Consider the following 16,030-nt stretch of genomic DNA (forward strand, 5'->3'; position numbering starts at 1 on the left):
CTTTTGTGAAAGTTATGTAACAGCCGTGTGACAAACGGCAAAATTCGTCAGAAAAACTGAAAAACTAAGGGAAATTCACATCCGCGGAGGGTGTTTAATTGTTAAAGATCGTCACGCAGCAGGACCGAAAACGTGCTGCCCTGCCCCACTTCGCTTTCGATCCGCAGCCGTCCACGGTGGCGATTGACGATGTGCTTTACAATTGCCAAACCTAATCCGGTCCCGCCCAGTTCGCGCGAGCGATGGCTATCGACGCGATAGAACCGTTCGGTCAAACGTGACAGGTGATGCACCGGAATACCCGGCCCATCATCTTGAACGGACACGCAAATTGCGGGGCCTTTAAAGGCGGGAAACATCGGCATCCGCGAGACCGAGACGACCACTGCCCCGTCACTCTGACCATATTTGATCGCGTTTTCGATCAGGTTGGTGAACACCTGCGCCAATTGGTCCAGATCCCCTGCGACCAATACCGGTGGCTCAAGCTGCGAGTCGATCGACACGGAGACGCCCCGCGCTTCCGCCGTTTGTGACAACGCATTTCGGACCGAATTCAACACGGCACAGACATCTACGCTGTCGGAGGGTCGAATGCACGCCATATCCTCGACCCGGCTGAGCGACAGAAGATCGGCCACCAAGCGATTCATCCGCTTGCCTTCGACTTCCATGATGCCAAGAAAGCGGTCCCGCGCTTCGGCATCGTCTCGTGCAGGGCCGCGCAGCGTTTCGATAAATCCGGTCAGGGCGGTCAGCGGCGTGCGCAGCTCGTGGCTGACATTGGCGACGAAATCCGACCGCATCTGTCCGGCCTCTTCATGGGATTTGACGTCCATAAAAGACAGAAGGACGCCGTTTTCGCCCCTGTCCTGGGTGATGATCCGCCCAAGGTGCACCTCATAGACGACCTCTCGTCCAGCTTCGGTATGGATGAAGTCAACGCGTCCATCAACGCCATCCGCCATCGTCTTTTCGATATGATCCGAAAGCGACGGCTGACGCAACGCGGTCACATAATGGCGCCCGTCGATCTGCATATTCAGCAAGGCCCGCGCCTGCGCGTTCGAACGACGAATCCGATTGTCTTCACCGATAAAAATCGCCGGGATTGGCAAAGCATCCAGCATGCTGTGCGCGACCATATCCTGTCCTGCCTTCTCGCCAGATCATCTGTTTTGCAATCCCGCAAGACATGACCCGTCGTCCGACCCGGGTCAATAAATGTTTTCATTATCGCCATGGTAGTGTTGCTGTCCAATTGTTGCGCTATGCGGCGATATTTTCTTTCGTTCGGACATTTCACAGATTAAGAAACTCGAAAAACATCGCGCCTAATAGTAAAGAAGGCAGGTCGTGCAGCCACACTCAAAGATCCTATCGCTGGGACCCGCCAAGGACGTGGCGTTCCTCGATACAACATCCGAACGGGAAGTGTTCATGCCGTGCAGCGCGTTCGAGCAGCTGACCGAAAAGCAGATCGCGGACCTTGATCTTGATGTTGTAATCTCAATGTTCGTCTGCGGATCGCTTGATTGCCTTGAAATCAGCCAAAGGCTTGCACGCGCGGGTTTCACCGGCCGCTACTATGTGCTGGTTCCCGATCTGCCCAATCCTCAGATCATCATCGACGACATCACCCGGTCCTGTCCTGACATCGACATTCAGATCGTTACCAGCCCGCCATCTCTCGAGAACGCCGATCAGTAGATCAGCTCATGATCCTCACCCGGCTGGCTATCGTAGTGTCGTGCCAGATATTTCAGCGTGATCCGCAGCATGTATTTGCCTGATCGGGCAGGCATCGATAGCTCTCGTTCGACACATTCCATCCCTTTCTCATGACAACACACGGCCACGGCCAGCTCTGCCAGCTCCGGCCCGATGGCTTTGATGGCGATGGCGAACCGGCGGCGAGCATCAAGCTTCCGATCAGATGCGTGGCCGGTCTGATGCGTAGCGCCCGAGGCCTCTCCGTCCCGCATCCACGCGGCCCATCCCCCCTGCGCTTCGGAATGCTCGAACTGGCCCAGGGCGAAGTCCCGGTTCAAGCGCTCTGCCGCAATCACCAGATCTGCACACAAGTAAGGTTTGTCCTTTCCGCGTTTGCGTGCCAGCACGCGAACCGGCGTTTCGGCCCCGGCGGCGCGCGGTTTACGACGAAGGGCACGCGCCTTTGACGCGCTCGCAGCGCTGCTGCCGACCAAGAAACTCGCCTGACTTTCGGCGAACCCGGTCGCCAGCGTTTCCTGTTGCGCAAGAAGCTTGTTCAGCGCCTGCCGACCGGCCTGAGTGATTTGATAGCGCACCACGCGCCCTTTTACGTCACCCGAGATCCACTCCCAAAGCGCCATCAGCTCGACCACGCTAATCGGCGCCTTTGCGACCGCAGCTGGATCCCCGTCCGGGCCGGTTTTCAGAACCACCGCGGTTTCGACGCCCTCGCCGACCACTAGACTGGTGCTGGGGGCCAAAAGCGCACGCAACACGCGGGTCAAATGCGGGGTCATGGGGTCATCAGCGGCGTCACTGAACGAAAACGTCACCTCGTGATCCGAGCGTTCGCGCAGTTCGTCCCCCAGCCGCGACAGTAACGAATCTACCAAAGGATCGTCACGGCGGGCCTCAGTTTTGCGCACTTGCCGAAGCACAGTCGATGCGTGAACCCCCATACCCCGCGCAATGGCGCGAATGGATTCACCTTCTTCCGTATGCTTCAGATAGGTGTGAACCTCGTTGGGCAACCAGTTCATGATGGATTTGCTGTTGATCTCGGTCCCGATTGAGTTGTGCATTTACGCCCCTTCCAGATTGTAACACCGTGGCACGTACCGAACCTCTCGACCGCGCAACCTTCGGTTGTTATCGAGCCGAACAGACCTATCGTTTTATGGTTACTGGTTCGTTAACCTTGCCATCACATCTCAACACTAGTTTCTGAAATCATAACAACTATTAACGGTGGCGTACGGCCATCTCTACCAACGCAACACCCTTTATGGTTGAGTCATCATGTCGCTGAATCACAACAGCGAGGCACATATGACAACGACCACCGACATGCTGAAATCACTGCGCCGTCCCCGCCTTCTGGTTCGCGCAGCCCGCTTTGGCCTTAGCGAGTATGATCGCGACAAAGACCTGAAAAAACTTATGAAAACAAATTCGACACCATCGCCAGCTCAGGCCGTGGATGGTCTTCTGATCGCTGAAGCACAGCTGGAAGACACCCGCAAATCCGGCGATGCGTCCTATTCCTGTGCCCGCCATGTCGAGGTTCTTATCGCCCTTCTGGCAGAGCTTCAGCTGCTCCCGCGCAGTTTCAACCAGCCTGAGCCTTCATAACTGACGGATAAAAAAGAAAGGGGGCCGTTAAGCCCCCTTTCCGGATTGTTAATCAATCTGAACGCCGGTTCACTTACGTAAACGCGTCCGGCATCGATGCTTTCTTCTCGGCGATATAGTCTTTCAGACCCTCTGCGATCCCCGGATCCAGCGCTGGTTCCTGATAGTCGGACAGCATCTTCTTGACCTTCTCGGAGGCCAGCGCCTGCGTATCGCGTGCGCCTTCCTCTTCCCAGGTTTCATAGGGCTTGTAGTCCAGAAGCTCAGACCGCCAGAAAGCCGATTTGAAGTTCTTCTGGGTGTGATCGCAGCCCAGATAGTGACCACCCGGGCCCACTTCGCGGATCGCGTCCATCGCCTGACCATTCACGTCAACTTCGACGCCCTTGGCGATACCGTGCAGCACGCCCAGTTGATCCGCATCCATCACGAACTTCTCGAACGATGCCACCAGACCGCCTTCAAGCCAACCGGCCGAGTGCAGCATGAAGTTCACGCCCGACAGAAGGCCAGTGTTCAGGCTGTTCGCGGTCTCATAAGCGGCCTGCGCATCGGGCAGTTTCGAGCCGTTGAACGACCCGGCCGAGCGGTACGGCAGTCCCAAACGGCGGAACAGCTGGCCCGCGCCGTAAGTGACGTTGGCGGCTTCCGGGGTGCCGAAGGTCGGTGCGCCCGAGTTCATGTCGATCGAGCTGACGAACGTACCGGCGATCACCGGGGCGCCCTTACGGATCAGCTGGCTGTAGGCCACACCGGCCAGAACCTCGGCCAGAACCTGCGTCAGCGTGCCTGCAACCGATACCGGCGCCATTGCGCCGCCCACGATGAACGGCGAGATGATCGCAGCCTGATTGTTGGCGGCGAAAACTTCCAGTGCGCCCATCATCACATCATCAAACTGCATCGGCGAGTTGATGTTGATCAGTGACGTCGTGACAGTGTTCTGCTGAACGAAGTCCTTACCAAACAGGATGCCGCACATGTCCACGGTGTCCTGAGCACGCTCAGGTGCTGTGACCGAGCCCATGAAAGGCTTGTCCGACAGGGTCATGTGGGCGTGCAGCATGTCCAGGTGACGCTTGTTCACCGGCACGTCGGTCGGTTCACAAACGGTACCGCCCGAGTGGTGCAGCCATTTGGACATATAGCCCAGACGCACGAAGTTGCGGAAATCCTCGATCGTGGCGTAACGACGACCGCCATCGGCGTCGCGGACGAAGGGAGGTCCGTAAACCGGGGCCAGAACCATGTTCTTGCCGCCAATCTCGACATTCCGCTCGGGATTGCGGGCGTGCTGAGTGAAGCTGGACGGCGCCGTTTTGCACAGCTCGCGCGCCAGACCACGTGGAATGCGCACGCGTTCACCGTCAACATCGGCACCGGCTTCTTTCCAACGCGCAAGCGCGGCGGGGTTCTCGACGAAGTTTACGCCCACCTCTTCCAGCACGGTCTCGGCGTTATATTCGATGATCTCCATCGCCTCTTCATTGAGGATCTCGAGATTCGGGATGTTGCGCGTGATGAACTTTGCGCATTCGAAACTGACAGCAGTGCGTTCTGCGCGTCGGGCGGCACCTCCGCCACCACGGCGGCGTGTTCGAGCCTCGGCCATGGGAAACCTCCAATTTGTCCTGTTGTATCTTTGATAGGTCAGAGCGGCGCGTAAAGCTGTCCCCAAACGGCCATGCAGAGGCAAAAACGACATTCCGACAATTTTGGCGTTTTTTACCTTTTGTCGTGTCAGAAGTTAGTCGTCGTTTGCTGCTTCCCAAGATAGCGACCTAATATTTTGATCCAGCATCAACGGCGCGACCGCCGTCTTGATCAGGCTGTCGCTGTTGTCTTCCACGTTGACCAATACCTCGAGCGTGCTGTCTTCACCGCTTTCAGTCGCGTCGATCGACACCAGTGCCAGACCGGGCAATGCAAGCTTGTGCACAACGGTCGAACGCACCTTGTTTTCATGCTTTGATCGGCAGGAAATCCACAGACGGAACTCCAACAACAAGGGCTGCCCCGCACGCGTTTTCCGCTTTAGGAACTTCACCAAAGGCCGCAGGCCTAAATTAACGAAGATGATTAAGCCGCACATCAAGGCGGCAAACGCGATGGCACCAACCCCGGCCATGACGCCGATGGCCGCCGAACACCACAATGTCGCGGCCGTATTCAGCCCGTGAACGGTGAACCCGTGGCGGAAGATGATCCCGGCGCCCAGAAAACCGATGCCCGAGACAACTTGGGCCGCAACGCGCGTTGGGCTGACTTCATGTGGGAAAAGGGCGGCAAAAACGACGAAACCCGCTGCGCCCAGTGCCACCAACGCGTTGGTCCTGAGCCCCGCCATGCGCTGACGCACCTGCCGCTCGGACCCGACCAAGGCTCCGAAAATCACTGCCGCCGTCAGGTTTATGGCGGCCACGTCCAATGTAATGGCTTCTATTGTCATTGCGCGTCACCTCTTTTTGGCGAGTGTCGGGCCTAAGCAGCGCTTTTGATCGGGCAAATGCGACGGTTTTGACGCCGGAATGATCCAAACGCGTCGATTACCGGTTCATCTACGTCGGAATTGTCTGTTCCCGCTCGGCTTGGGGCTTGCGCAAACCCGCCCCCTGCCCTAATCGGTCAACATGACAGATCAGAGCCATGACCGCCTTCTTATCATCGACTTCGGAAGCCAGGTGACGCAGCTGATTGCGCGCCGCCTGCGCGAGCTGAATGTCTATTGTGAAATCCACCCCTACCAGAACGTGACCGCCGAGTTCATCCGCGAGATGGGCCCGAAAGCGGTGATCTTGTCTGGTGGCCCCGACAGCGTGACCCGCGAGGGCAGCCCGCGCGCGCCGCAGGAACTGTTCGAGATGGGCCTGCCCATCCTGGGCATCTGCTATGGCCAGCAGGTGATGATGACCCAACTGGGCGGCAAGGTCGAAAGCGGCCACGGCACCGCCGAGTTCGGGCGTGCTTATGTCACCCCGCAGGGCGAGCATATCGACCTTCTGCGCGGTTGGTTCCTGGAAGGCGACGAGCAAGTCTGGATGAGCCACGGCGACCACGTGAGCGAGATCGCTCCGGGGTTTGAGGTCTACGGCACCTCGCCCAACGCGCCTTATGCCATCACCGCCGACATGGACCGGCATTTCTATGCGGTACAGTTCCACCCGGAAGTGCACCACACCCCGAACGGCGCCACGCTATACGAAAACTTCGTTAAGATCGCGGGCTTTGCAGGCGACTGGACCATGGGCGCCTATCGCGAAGAGATGATCCGCAAGATCCGCGAACAGGTTGGCGATAAGAAAGTGATCTGCGGCCTGTCCGGCGGGGTCGATTCGTCCGTTGCTGCCGTGTTGATCCACGAGGCAATCGGCGACCAACTGACCTGCGTTTTCGTTGACCACGGCCTGCTGCGTAAGAACGAATCGCAGGAAGTCGTTTCGATGTTCCGCGAACATTATAACCTGCCGCTGATCCACGCAGATGAAAGCGACCTATTCCTGGGCGAGCTGGAGGGCCAGTCAGACCCGGAAACCAAACGCAAGATCATCGGCAAACTGTTCATCGACGTGTTCCAGAAACACGCCGACACCATCGAAGGCGCCGAGTTCCTGGCCCAAGGCACGCTCTATCCGGATGTGATCGAGTCGGTGTCCTTCTCGGGCGGACCCTCGGTCACCATCAAATCGCACCACAATGTGGGCGGCCTGCCTGAGAAGATGGGTCTGAAACTGGTCGAGCCGCTGCGCGAACTGTTCAAAGACGAAGTGCGCGCATTGGGTCACGAACTGGGCTTGCCCACCAGCTTCATCGGCCGCCACCCCTTCCCTGGTCCGGGTCTGGCGATCCGCTGCCCGGGCGAGATCACCCGCGAGAAGCTGGACATCCTGCGCGAAGCCGATGCGGTCTATATCGACCAGATCCGCAAGCACGGTCTGTATGACGAAATCTGGCAGGCCTTCGTGGCCATTCTGCCGGTTCGCACCGTTGGCGTGATGGGCGACGGGCGCACCTACGACTACGCCTGCGCGCTGCGTGCGGTGACCTCGGTCGACGGGATGACGGCGGATTACTATCCGTTCACCCACGAATTCCTTGGCGAAACCGCCACACGGATCATCAACGAGGTAAAAGGCATCAACCGTTGCACCTATGACATCACCTCGAAGCCTCCGGGCACGATTGAGTGGGAGTGAGCCACGACCCAGCGGGGTGAATTTGTCCGGTGGACAAATTCAAGTGGCGAACACCCGAAGGCTCTGCCTGAGGGTTTGAAACGATAAAATCATCAAGACGCCGTCCAATTGGGCGGCGTTTTCTTTTTCTCTCGCCAAGGCGTCCACCGCTTGCTAGCCCTTGGGGCATGACACAGACCCCCAATATCGTTCTGACCGGCCATATCGACGTCCCCGAAGATCGGCGCGAGGCCGTTCGGGCCGCTTTGCCCGTGCATATTGACCTGACGCGTGCCGAACCGGGCTGTCTGTCCTTTCTGGTGGTCGAAGACCGCTGCCACCCCGGACGCTTCAATGTCTCGGAGCGCTTTACGGATCGCACGGCCTTTGACGCGCATCAGGCCCGCATGAAAACCTCGGACTGGGCGACCATTACAGCAGGCATCCCGCGGCACTACACCGTGACCGAGGTCCCTGCGTGACCCCAACCGCCCGCGCCGCCATATGGATGACCGGAGCAATCGGTTCGTTTTCGGTCATGGCGATGGCCGGACGGGCGGTCAGTCTTCAACTGGATACGTTCGAGTTGATGATGTATCGCTCTGCGGTCGGGCTGTGCATCATTCTGGCTGTTCTGACACTGTCACGGCGCTGGCACATGGTCTCGCGCCAAAATCTTGGCCTGCATTTCATCCGCAACCTGGCCCATTTCGCGGGCCAAAACCTTTGGTTCTACGCGCTGACCCTGATTCCCTTGGCACAGGTCTTCGCGCTAGAGTTCACCTCGCCGCTGTGGGTCGTGTTTCTAGCCCCGTTTCTGCTGGGTGAACGTCTGACACGCCTGCAAGTGCTATGCGTGGCCAGCGGCTTTGTCGGAATTCTGATCATCACCGCATCTTCGCTGTCTGAACCGACCACGTCGACAGGTACGCTGTCAGCGGCGGCGTCCGCGGTCTGCTTCGCGCTGACGGCCGTCTTCACCCGCAAACTGACCCGAACCCAGTCGACACTATCGATCCTGTTTTGGCTCACAGGCATGCAACTTGGGCTTGGTGTGCTTTGTGCCGGGATAGACGGATCGGTCGCCGTCCCGCAGGGATGGAACTATCTATGGCTGTTCATCATCGGCTGCGCCGGATTGTTGGCGCATACCTGTCTGACACAGGCACTGTCGCTTGCGCCGGCCTCGGTTGTGATCCCGATCGACTTCACCCGCCTGCCGCTGATCGCGCTTGCCGGTGCCGTGTTCTATGACGAACCAATTGGTGTCGCGCTAATCGTCGGCGGACTGATCATCGTTGCTGCCAACATCGTCAGCATCCGCATGACCGAAACCTCGCGCGCAGTATAGACCTTCAAACGTATGGAAACGCACGGCAAATCCAGCATAACCGTGTCAATTCCACATCGCCATTTAGTCAATTTGCGACCTGACGTCACATTACCTGAGGTAAAGATTGACCGAATTAGTCACCAGCAAATACGTTTTCTGAATATTGCCGCCCCGGAGGAGACGGCTCTTATTCATAAGTCCCAGGGAGGAGACATGAAAAAGCAAACCCTAACGATCGCGGCAGCATTGACCGTCGCGGCGACAGCAGCGCAGGCTGGCATTGACCGCTCAGGCCAGGATATCGGCGTGCTGTTCGAAGAAGGTAACTACTTTAAATTTAGCTTCGCGAATGTCGACCCGGACATCACCAGTGATGCGACAGGTACCACTCAATCTGCCGTTCCGTTCTCGACCTTCTCGTTTGGCTATAAGCACCAGTTCAGCGAAAACCTGAGTTTCGCCTTGATCTGGGATCAGCCCTATGGCGCGGATATTCAATATATCGACGGCCCCGCAGCCGGCGGATTTGCGGTTATCGACAGCCAACAGCTGACCGGTATTCTGCGCTATGAAATGGGCAACGGATTCTCGGTCCACGGTGGTGCATTCATGCAGAAACTATCAGGCCAGATCGCGTCTGGTGCCGGCCTGCTTGAGGCGACCAGCAACAGTGAGCTCGGCGGTGTCGTTGGTGTCGCCTATGAAAAGCCCGAGATCGCCCTGCGTGTCGCTCTGACCTATTTCACTGGCGTTGATCACGAGCTGACCGGCACCCACAATTTTGCTCCGACGACCGGCGCCGTGTCGATGCCTGAAGCCTTCAATCTGGATTTCCAGACGGGTATCGCGCAGAACACTTTGCTGTTCGGCTCGGTTCGCCATGCCAAATATGACGGTATCTCGCTGGATACCGCCGGTCCCGTGAACTGGGTGAACTTCGTCGATGATGTCACCAGCTATGAGCTGGGTGTTGGGCGCAAGCTGAACGACAACTGGTCGGTTGCCCTGACATTGGGCTACAGCGGTGGCGCGGATACCGGCACCACCTTCCTTGCCCCTGCAGGTTCGGCCACCTCGGTTGGCCTTGGCGCATCGTACACCACCGGTGACATCAAGATCTCGGGCGGTGTGCGCTATACCAAGTTCAGCGAAAAGTTCGTGGGTCCAGTCCCCTTCGAGGGCGATGCGATTTCTGCAGGTGTCAGCGTAGGGGTCGCTTTCTAATCTGAGAACAAAATTTCTTTGGATACGCCCTGCCCGTCGGTGGGGCGTTTTCTTTTGTGACAGAAGCATTTGACCCCGTAGCGCGGGCGATTTACCAAAGGGCCGAAACACAAGGTGACAGGCATGCTTTATCAATCCTCAGCGGACTGGCAGTCAGCAACGCATAAGCGGGTGCTTTTCTTTGGTATGTCCGGGCTTGGTAAGACCTATCTGTCCAATCTTCTGCGCGATCAGGGCGACTGGTTCCACTATTCGATCGATTACCGCATCGGCACCCGCTATATGGGCGAGCACATCGCCGACAACTTCAAGGCCGAGGCCATGAAGGTCCCCTTCCTGCGCGACCTTTTGATGTCGGATTCGATCCGCATCACCTCGAAGATCAGCTTTGAAAACCTGACGCCGGTTGCGACCTATCTGGGCAAGCCCGGTGACGTCGACAAAGGCGGCCTGCCGATTGATGAGTATCGCCGCCGACAGGATCAGTTCAAAACGGCCGAGATCTCGGCCCTGATGGATACAGCGTCCTTCATTGACCGGGCCGAGCGCATCTATAGCTATCCGCATTTCATCTGCGACAGCGGTGGGTCGATCTGCGAATGGATCGACGCCGCCCTTGGCGAGCACGACACCCTTCTGTCCGAACTCAGCAAGCATTGCCTTCTGGTCTGGCTCCGCGGAGACGAAGCCCACACGCAAAAGCTGGTCGAACGCTTTGACCGCGCGCCCAAACCGATGGCGTACCAGCCAGAGTTTCTGGCGCGTGTTTGGGGTGAATATCTAAACGAATTCAACGTGAAAGAAGATGACGTTGATCCTGACGCCTTCATCCGCTGGACCTATGCGCAGGCGCTGAACCACCGTCAGCCGCTTTACGAACACATGGCGCGCTATGGCGTTTCCCTCTGTGCGCATGAAGTCGCACAGATCAAGTCGCCGCAAGACTTTGATCGTATGATCGCTGCGGCCATTGACGCGCGCTAAGCGCGCCCCATCTATATCCATTACCTAGAAGAAGGACCGGTTCCATGCCCATCAAGATCCCCTCGACCCTACCAGCCGTAGATGTGCTGAAGGACGAAGGCGTGATGGTCATGCCCGAAGATCAGGCCGCCAAGCAGGACATTCGCCCCATGCGGATTGCCCTTCTGAACCTGATGCCCAAAAAGATCGAGACCGAGACCCAGTTCGCCCGTCTGATCGGATCACATCCGCTTCAGATCGAGCTGACGCTTCTGCGCCCGTCCGAGCACACTTCGAAAAACACGAGCGAAGCGCATATCGGCGCCTTCTATCAGCCGTGGGAAGAGGTGAAGGACCAGAAGTTCGATGGTCTGATCATCACTGGCGCCCCGATCGAGCATCTTCCCTTCGAAGAGGTCACCTATTGGGATGAACTGACCCAGATCCTCGACTGGACTCAGACCAACGTACATTCCACTTTCGGCGTCTGCTGGGGTGGCATGGCGATGATTTACTATTTCCACGGTGTGAAGAAGCACATTCTGGACGCTAAGGCATTTGGGTGCTTTCCACAGAAAAACTTGGCCCCTTCCTCGCCCTATTTACGCGGTTTCTCAGACAGTTGCGTGGTTCCCGTTAGCCGCTGGACCGAAATGAAGCAGGACGAAGTGGACGCCGCTACGGGACTTCAGACCCTACTTGGCTCGGACGACACCGGCCCCTGCCTGATCGAGGACAAGGCCCATCGGGCGCTCTATATCTTCAATCATTTCGAATATGACGACCTGACGCTGAAGGGCGAATATGACCGCGACGTGGCGAAAGGCGCGCCGATCAATGTGCCGATGAACTATTATCCGGACGATGATCCAACCCAGCCGCCCGAAAACCGCTGGCGCAGTCACGCGCATCTTCTGTATCAGAACTGGATCTCAGAGATGTATATGACCACGCCCTATGACATCACGCAAATCGGTCAGGCGATGAAGGATCGCCGCGTCTAAGCTGATTGCCAAACGCATTCTCGACCCCCATATTGGTGTGAAATCAGGAGTTTGCCTATGTCATTGCCTTTTGACGGCGCCATATCCGAGTTCTTTCACAAGGCCGCCCCAGATGCGGTGCGCGACGCCATTACGAATGGATCGAAAAAGGACATTTTGTCCGAAAGCTATCCGTACGAAAAGCCCATCGACAAGAAGGTCTACGAAGCCGAGCTTGAGGCGCTTCAGCTGGAACTGGTGAAGTTGCAGGCGGATGTGAAGGCAACCGGAAAGCGCGTCGTCGTGGTGTTTGAAGGCCGCGACGCGGCAGGCAAAGGTGGCACGATCAAGCGCTTCCGCGAGAACCTGAATCCGCGGGTCGCGCGTGTTGTGGCGCTGTCCAAACCCTCGGACCGAGAGGCTGGAGAATGGTATTTCCAGCGTTATGTCAAACACTTGCCCACCGAAGGCGAGATCGTTCTGTTCGACAGAAGCTGGTACAATCGCGGTGTGGTCGAAAAGGTTTTCGACTTCTGTGAGGCTCCCCAGCGCGAGGCCTTCTTCCGCCAGCTACCGGATTTCGAGGAAATGTTGGTCGACGAGGGCATCCACTTCGTGAAGATCTGGCTGAACGTGGGACGCGCCGAACAACTCCGCCGCTTCTTGTCACGTGAAAAAGACCCGCTAAAACAATGGAAACTCAGCTGGATCGACGTCGAAGGCTTGAACCGCTGGGATGCTTATTCGGACGCGATCAAGGAAACTTTGGATCGTAGCCACCGCAACGTCGCGCCCTGGACTGTGATCCGCTCCGACGACAAAAAGCGCGCCCGACTTTCTGCTTTGAAAGCCGTCTTGCAAGGCATTGAATACGCTTCAAAAGATAACAACATCGCCTGCGCACCGGATGACCAAATCTGCGGCGGGCCCGAGCTTTGGAACAACAATGCCTAAGCGCGGCTATCACCACGGGAACCTCCGTCAGGCGTTGGTTGATGCGGCCCTCGCCTTGATCGAGGAGAAGGGACCGACCGGCTTTACCTTGTCTGAGGCCGCCAAACAGGCGGGCGTAACGCCTGCCGCGGTCTATCGCCATTTCGCTGGCCGTGAAGACCTGATCGCGGAAGCGGCGCGTCAAGGCTATGAAATCTTCGCGGACCTTATGGAATACGCCTATGACAAGGGCCAACCCTCGGCGCTCGCCAGTTTCGAAGCCACCGGCCGCGCCTATCTGGCTTTCGCGCGCAAATACCCGGGCCACTATATCTCGATGTTCGAAAGCGGGATTTCGGTGAACCGCTCGCCGGAATTGGCCATGGTCTCGTCCCGCGCCATGGGCGTGCTGGAAAAAGCCGCAAGCAAACTGACCGAGAACATGTCCGCAGACAAACGCCCCCCCGCGCGCATGGTCAGCGCCCATATCTGGGCCATGAGCCACGGCGTGGTCGAGCTGTTCGGCCGCGGAAGCCCCGGCCAGAAAAGCCCGTTCCCCCCCGAAGAACTTCTGGAAAGCGGGATCGGCATATATCTGCGCGGGCTTGGCCTGATCAAAGCGGACGATTAGTCCAAACCACGCATTTTCTTGCCAGAAATATCCTGGGGGAGTCTGAGGGCCATCAGGCCTCAGGCGGGGGCAAAGCCCCCTATAGGCTCACGAAGTGAGCCACTGGCAGTCTAAGCCAACAGCTTGTGGCACAGCTCCAGCCCTTCAACCAACCGTTCGACTTCCTCGGTCGTGTTATAAAGCCCGAAGGACGCACGCGCCGTCGCCGCCACGCCCAGATGCTCCATCAAGGGTTTCGCACAATGGTGCCCTGCCCGCACCGCGATGCCCTTCTTATCCAGAATGGTCGAGATATCATGTGCATGCGCTGCACCTTCCATCGTCAGCGAGAAGATCGCGGCCTTGCCCGGCGCATGTCCCTGCACATTCACCCAGTTCAACCCAGCAAACCGCTCGGCCGCATAGGTTGCCAGAGACGCCTCATGCGCCGCGACATTATCCATGCCCAAATCCATCAGATATTCCAGCGCGGCGCCCATGCCGATGGTCTGCACGATCCCCGGCGTACCGGCCTCAAATTTCAGAGGCGGCTTGGCATAGGTCACGGTGTCTTTCGTGACCTCATTGATCATGTCTCCGCCACCAAAGAACGGCTGCATCTCGGATTGGCGGTCGGCGCGGATATAGATCGCGCCGGACCCCGACGGACCATAGAGCTTGTGACCGGTGATCGCATAGAAATCACAGCCGATATCCTGCACATCCACCGGCATATGAACGGCCCCTTGCGAGCCATCAACCAGAACCGGAACGCCCTTCGTGCGGGCACCCGAGCAGATTGTTTTCACATCAACCACGGTGCCCAAAACGTTCGAGCATTGGGTGATCGCAATCAGCTTGGTCCGGTCCGTGATCGCGTCCAGCACCTTCTGCGGGTCCAGCGACCCGTCCAGTTCCGGGTCGATCCATTTCAGGACCACGCCCTGACGTTCGCGCAGGAAGTGCCACGGAACGATGTTTGCGTGATGCTCCATCGTGGACAAGATGATCTCGTCGCCAGCCTTCATCCGCGGCGCGGCCCAGGCATAGGACACCAAATTGATCCCCTCGGTCGTTCCCGAGTTGAAGACAATCTCGTCTTCAGATCCTGCGTTCAGGAACTTGGCCACAATCCCGCGCACGGCCTCATAACGTTCGGTCGACAGGTTCGACAGGTAATGCAGCCCGCGATGGACGTTCGAATACTCTTCCGCATAACCGCGCGTGATCGCGTCGATCACCACTTGCGGCTTCTGGGCGGACGCCCCATTGTCCAGATAGGTCAACGGTTTACCGTTCACTTCGCGCGCGAGGATCGGAAATTCGCTGCGGATCTTGTTGATATCATACATGAACGGCTCCGATCATTGTGCGGGCAATTCGATGGGTTCGACCCCAAGAAGCACCAGAATAAAGGACAGGGCAAACACGGCCAGAACCATGAAAATCAGGATCGACGTAAAGACCAGCCCGGCCGACCGGAATCCATGGTTTTCAACCGTGAAATGGGTCAGCACCCAGAAGAAGAAGAAGACCGAGGCGAACATCAAAAGGGCCGCCATCGCCGGGGCGATCAACGACAGGATCACGGTCAGAACTTGCAGGCCCAGAAAGACGAACTCCATCCAGACGACGGTCATGATGGCGTTTTCCAGACTGCCCTGCCCGCCCATCAGGCGCCCGATCACATAGATCGCCGTGGCCAGTCCAAACATGAACGCACCTTCCAACAGGCCCAGCGTGGCAGGGCTGGACAGAAGCGGCCCCATCAGCTGGGCATCAATTGGGAACAGTATATCCGCGACAACGCTAAGGCCCGTGGCCAGCACCACCATCAAAAGCAGAGCGGTCCACAATGCCTCTCGGCTTAGCCCCAAATCAAACAGGTCACGCGCCACTTTGCGCGGTTCCGGCACAGTCTGAAGTGCCATTCCAATCAGGTATCCGGGGGTGAATTGCATCACTCTGCCTTGTTCGTTTCTACCGGGCTACGTTCAGCCTCGCGCAGATTGATAGACCAGAACAAGACAAACACCACAAGGGCAAGAAGCCCCACCAGCGACAATTGGACACCCGGGCCGATGAAGCCAGCCACAAGCCCCCAAAGCAGCCAAATGGGCGCTGCACAGAGAAGCGCCCAGAACAACGCGAAACGCGCAGAGTACGCGCTTCCTTTTCCTCCGATCAGCCGGGCGATCACGTGGCTAATCGTACCAAGCGCATATAGCACCAATGGCATGATGAAGAGCCACCCCAAAAGGGTCGCTCCTAACAGCATGTTCAGCTCTTCGCCAGTTTCATGTGCCTGCCGTGCCAGTCGCGGCATTTGGGCCGCAAAAACCATTGCGCAGGCGAACATCAAGACCGCCAGCGCCCGGTCTTCACGCGGGCCGTCCCCCACGCGGCGTCGAAACACCGCGCGTGGGTTGCGATAGGACTGAACCATATCCTGTAGGACCGACACCTA

The 16,030-nt window shown here is 57.8% G+C and carries 17 protein-coding genes; 10 read left to right on the top strand and 7 right to left on the bottom strand.

Annotated features, from left to right (window positions below):
* Positions 1 to 101: 101 nt before the first annotated feature.
* On the bottom strand, positions 102 to 1,145 hold the full coding sequence (locus G0Q00_RS02345; RefSeq protein WP_163036013.1) for an ATP-binding protein: 1,044 nt from the start codon (positions 1,143 to 1,145) through the stop codon (positions 102 to 104).
* 211 nt (positions 1,146 to 1,356) lie between these two features.
* Here G0Q00_RS02345 and G0Q00_RS02350 point away from each other — a divergent pair, with 211 nt between their 5' ends.
* On the top strand, positions 1,357 to 1,710 hold the full coding sequence (locus tag G0Q00_RS02350) for a hypothetical protein (RefSeq protein WP_163036015.1): 354 nt from the start codon (positions 1,357 to 1,359) through the stop codon (positions 1,708 to 1,710).
* Here G0Q00_RS02350 and G0Q00_RS02355 read toward each other — a convergent pair.
* On the bottom strand, positions 1,704 to 2,795 hold the full coding sequence (locus tag G0Q00_RS02355) for a DUF6456 domain-containing protein (protein WP_163036017.1): 1,092 nt from the start codon (positions 2,793 to 2,795) through the stop codon (positions 1,704 to 1,706). The two genes, G0Q00_RS02350 and G0Q00_RS02355, sit on opposite strands and share 7 nt — an antisense overlap.
* A 217-nt stretch (positions 2,796 to 3,012) precedes the next feature.
* Here G0Q00_RS02355 and G0Q00_RS02360 point away from each other — a divergent pair, with 217 nt between their 5' ends.
* Positions 3,013 to 3,345, top strand: a complete 333-nt coding sequence (locus G0Q00_RS02360) for a DUF6477 family protein (protein WP_239058304.1) — start codon at positions 3,013 to 3,015, stop codon at positions 3,343 to 3,345.
* 73 nt (positions 3,346 to 3,418) lie between these two features.
* On the opposite strand, the gene G0Q00_RS02365 is transcribed toward G0Q00_RS02360, so the two are convergent.
* Entirely contained in the window at positions 3,419 to 4,957 is a 1,539-nt protein-coding gene (locus tag G0Q00_RS02365) for a trimethylamine methyltransferase family protein (protein ID WP_163036019.1), read from the bottom strand.
* A gap of 135 nt (positions 4,958 to 5,092) precedes the next feature.
* On the bottom strand, positions 5,093 to 5,794 hold the full coding sequence (locus tag G0Q00_RS02370; protein WP_163036021.1) for an MgtC/SapB family protein: 702 nt from the start codon (positions 5,792 to 5,794) through the stop codon (positions 5,093 to 5,095).
* A 181-nt stretch (positions 5,795 to 5,975) separates the two neighbouring features.
* Here G0Q00_RS02370 and guaA point away from each other — a divergent pair, with 181 nt between their 5' ends.
* The 8 genes from guaA to G0Q00_RS02410 all read left to right on the top strand — a co-directional run bounded on the left by guaA (position 5,976) and on the right by G0Q00_RS02410 (position 13,584).
* Positions 5,976 to 7,538: a glutamine-hydrolyzing GMP synthase gene (guaA, locus tag G0Q00_RS02375; protein ID WP_163036023.1), complete on the top strand. Its 1,563-nt coding sequence runs from the start codon at positions 5,976 to 5,978 to the stop codon at positions 7,536 to 7,538.
* Between the two features lie 167 nt (positions 7,539 to 7,705).
* A complete protein-coding gene (locus G0Q00_RS02380; protein WP_163036025.1) occupies positions 7,706 to 7,999 on the top strand; it encodes a putative quinol monooxygenase in 294 nt (97 codons plus the stop codon).
* 26 nt (positions 8,000 to 8,025) lie between these two features.
* Positions 8,026 to 8,868 carry a DMT family transporter gene (locus G0Q00_RS02385; RefSeq protein WP_163038249.1) on the top strand — a complete coding sequence of 281 codons (843 nt, stop codon included), beginning with the start codon at positions 8,026 to 8,028 and terminating at the stop codon, positions 8,866 to 8,868.
* Between the two features lie 195 nt (positions 8,869 to 9,063).
* On the top strand, positions 9,064 to 10,074 hold the full coding sequence (locus tag G0Q00_RS02390; protein WP_163036027.1) for a transporter: 1,011 nt from the start codon (positions 9,064 to 9,066) through the stop codon (positions 10,072 to 10,074).
* A gap of 123 nt (positions 10,075 to 10,197) precedes the next feature.
* A complete protein-coding gene (locus tag G0Q00_RS02395; RefSeq protein WP_163036029.1) occupies positions 10,198 to 11,058 on the top strand; it encodes an ATPase in 861 nt (286 codons plus the stop codon).
* 44 nt (positions 11,059 to 11,102) lie between these two features.
* Complete coding sequence (gene metA / locus G0Q00_RS02400; RefSeq protein WP_163036031.1) at positions 11,103 to 12,041, top strand: homoserine O-succinyltransferase; 939 nt, start codon at positions 11,103 to 11,105, stop codon at positions 12,039 to 12,041.
* Between the two features lie 57 nt (positions 12,042 to 12,098).
* Entirely contained in the window at positions 12,099 to 12,974 is an 876-nt protein-coding gene (gene ppk2 / locus G0Q00_RS02405) for a polyphosphate kinase 2 (RefSeq protein ID WP_163036033.1), read from the top strand.
* Positions 12,967 to 13,584, top strand: coding sequence for a TetR/AcrR family transcriptional regulator (locus tag G0Q00_RS02410; protein WP_163036035.1), 618 nt, complete (start codon positions 12,967 to 12,969; stop codon positions 13,582 to 13,584). The genes ppk2 and G0Q00_RS02410 overlap by 8 nt, the downstream gene beginning before the upstream one ends.
* Positions 13,585 to 13,694: 110 nt before the next feature.
* Here G0Q00_RS02410 and G0Q00_RS02415 read toward each other — a convergent pair whose 3' ends face one another.
* The 3 genes from G0Q00_RS02415 to G0Q00_RS02425 are packed head-to-tail and all read right to left on the bottom strand — an operon-like array spanning position 13,695 to position 16,027.
* Positions 13,695 to 14,915, bottom strand: a complete 1,221-nt coding sequence (locus tag G0Q00_RS02415) for a cysteine desulfurase (RefSeq protein ID WP_163036037.1) — start codon at positions 14,913 to 14,915, stop codon at positions 13,695 to 13,697.
* 12 nt (positions 14,916 to 14,927) lie between these two features.
* Positions 14,928 to 15,524, bottom strand: a complete 597-nt coding sequence (locus G0Q00_RS02420) for a YIP1 family protein (protein WP_163036039.1) — start codon at positions 15,522 to 15,524, stop codon at positions 14,928 to 14,930.
* A complete protein-coding gene (locus G0Q00_RS02425; RefSeq protein WP_163036041.1) occupies positions 15,524 to 16,027 on the bottom strand; it encodes a YIP1 family protein in 504 nt (167 codons plus the stop codon). The genes G0Q00_RS02420 and G0Q00_RS02425 overlap by 1 nt, the downstream gene beginning before the upstream one ends.
* Positions 16,028 to 16,030: the final 3 nt, after the last annotated feature.

This window comes from Aliiroseovarius sp. PrR006, assembly GCF_010500215.1.
In the GTDB taxonomy this organism is placed as follows: domain Bacteria; phylum Pseudomonadota; class Alphaproteobacteria; order Rhodobacterales; family Rhodobacteraceae; genus Aliiroseovarius.

Bases quoted from the DNA above. Each gene is read 5' to 3' on its own strand.
- G0Q00_RS02370 (WP_163036021.1), bottom strand. From the start codon at position 5,794: ATGACAATAGAAGCCATTACATTGGACGTGGCCGCCATAAACCTGACG.
- G0Q00_RS02395 (WP_163036029.1), top strand. From the start codon at position 10,198: ATGCTTTATCAATCCTCAGCGGACTGGCAGTCAGCAACGCATAAGCGG.
- G0Q00_RS02355 (WP_163036017.1), bottom strand. From the start codon at position 2,795: ATGCACAACTCAATCGGGACCGAGATCAACAGCAAATCCATCATGAAC.
- G0Q00_RS02365 (WP_163036019.1), bottom strand. From the start codon at position 4,957: ATGGCCGAGGCTCGAACACGCCGCCGTGGTGGCGGAGGTGCCGCCCGA.
- G0Q00_RS02410 (WP_163036035.1), top strand. From the start codon at position 12,967: ATGCCTAAGCGCGGCTATCACCACGGGAACCTCCGTCAGGCGTTGGTT.
- ppk2 (WP_163036033.1), top strand. From the start codon at position 12,099: ATGTCATTGCCTTTTGACGGCGCCATATCCGAGTTCTTTCACAAGGCC.
- G0Q00_RS02360 (WP_239058304.1), top strand. From the start codon at position 3,013: ATGTCGCTGAATCACAACAGCGAGGCACATATGACAACGACCACCGAC.
- G0Q00_RS02415 (WP_163036037.1), bottom strand. From the start codon at position 14,915: ATGTATGATATCAACAAGATCCGCAGCGAATTTCCGATCCTCGCGCGC.
- G0Q00_RS02420 (WP_163036039.1), bottom strand. From the start codon at position 15,524: ATGCAATTCACCCCCGGATACCTGATTGGAATGGCACTTCAGACTGTG.
- metA (WP_163036031.1), top strand. From the start codon at position 11,103: ATGCCCATCAAGATCCCCTCGACCCTACCAGCCGTAGATGTGCTGAAG.
- G0Q00_RS02345 (WP_163036013.1), bottom strand. From the start codon at position 1,145: ATGGTCGCGCACAGCATGCTGGATGCTTTGCCAATCCCGGCGATTTTT.
- G0Q00_RS02390 (WP_163036027.1), top strand. From the start codon at position 9,064: ATGAAAAAGCAAACCCTAACGATCGCGGCAGCATTGACCGTCGCGGCG.
- G0Q00_RS02380 (WP_163036025.1), top strand. From the start codon at position 7,706: ATGACACAGACCCCCAATATCGTTCTGACCGGCCATATCGACGTCCCC.
- guaA (WP_163036023.1), top strand. From the start codon at position 5,976: ATGACAGATCAGAGCCATGACCGCCTTCTTATCATCGACTTCGGAAGC.
- G0Q00_RS02385 (WP_163038249.1), top strand. From the start codon at position 8,026: ATGACCGGAGCAATCGGTTCGTTTTCGGTCATGGCGATGGCCGGACGG.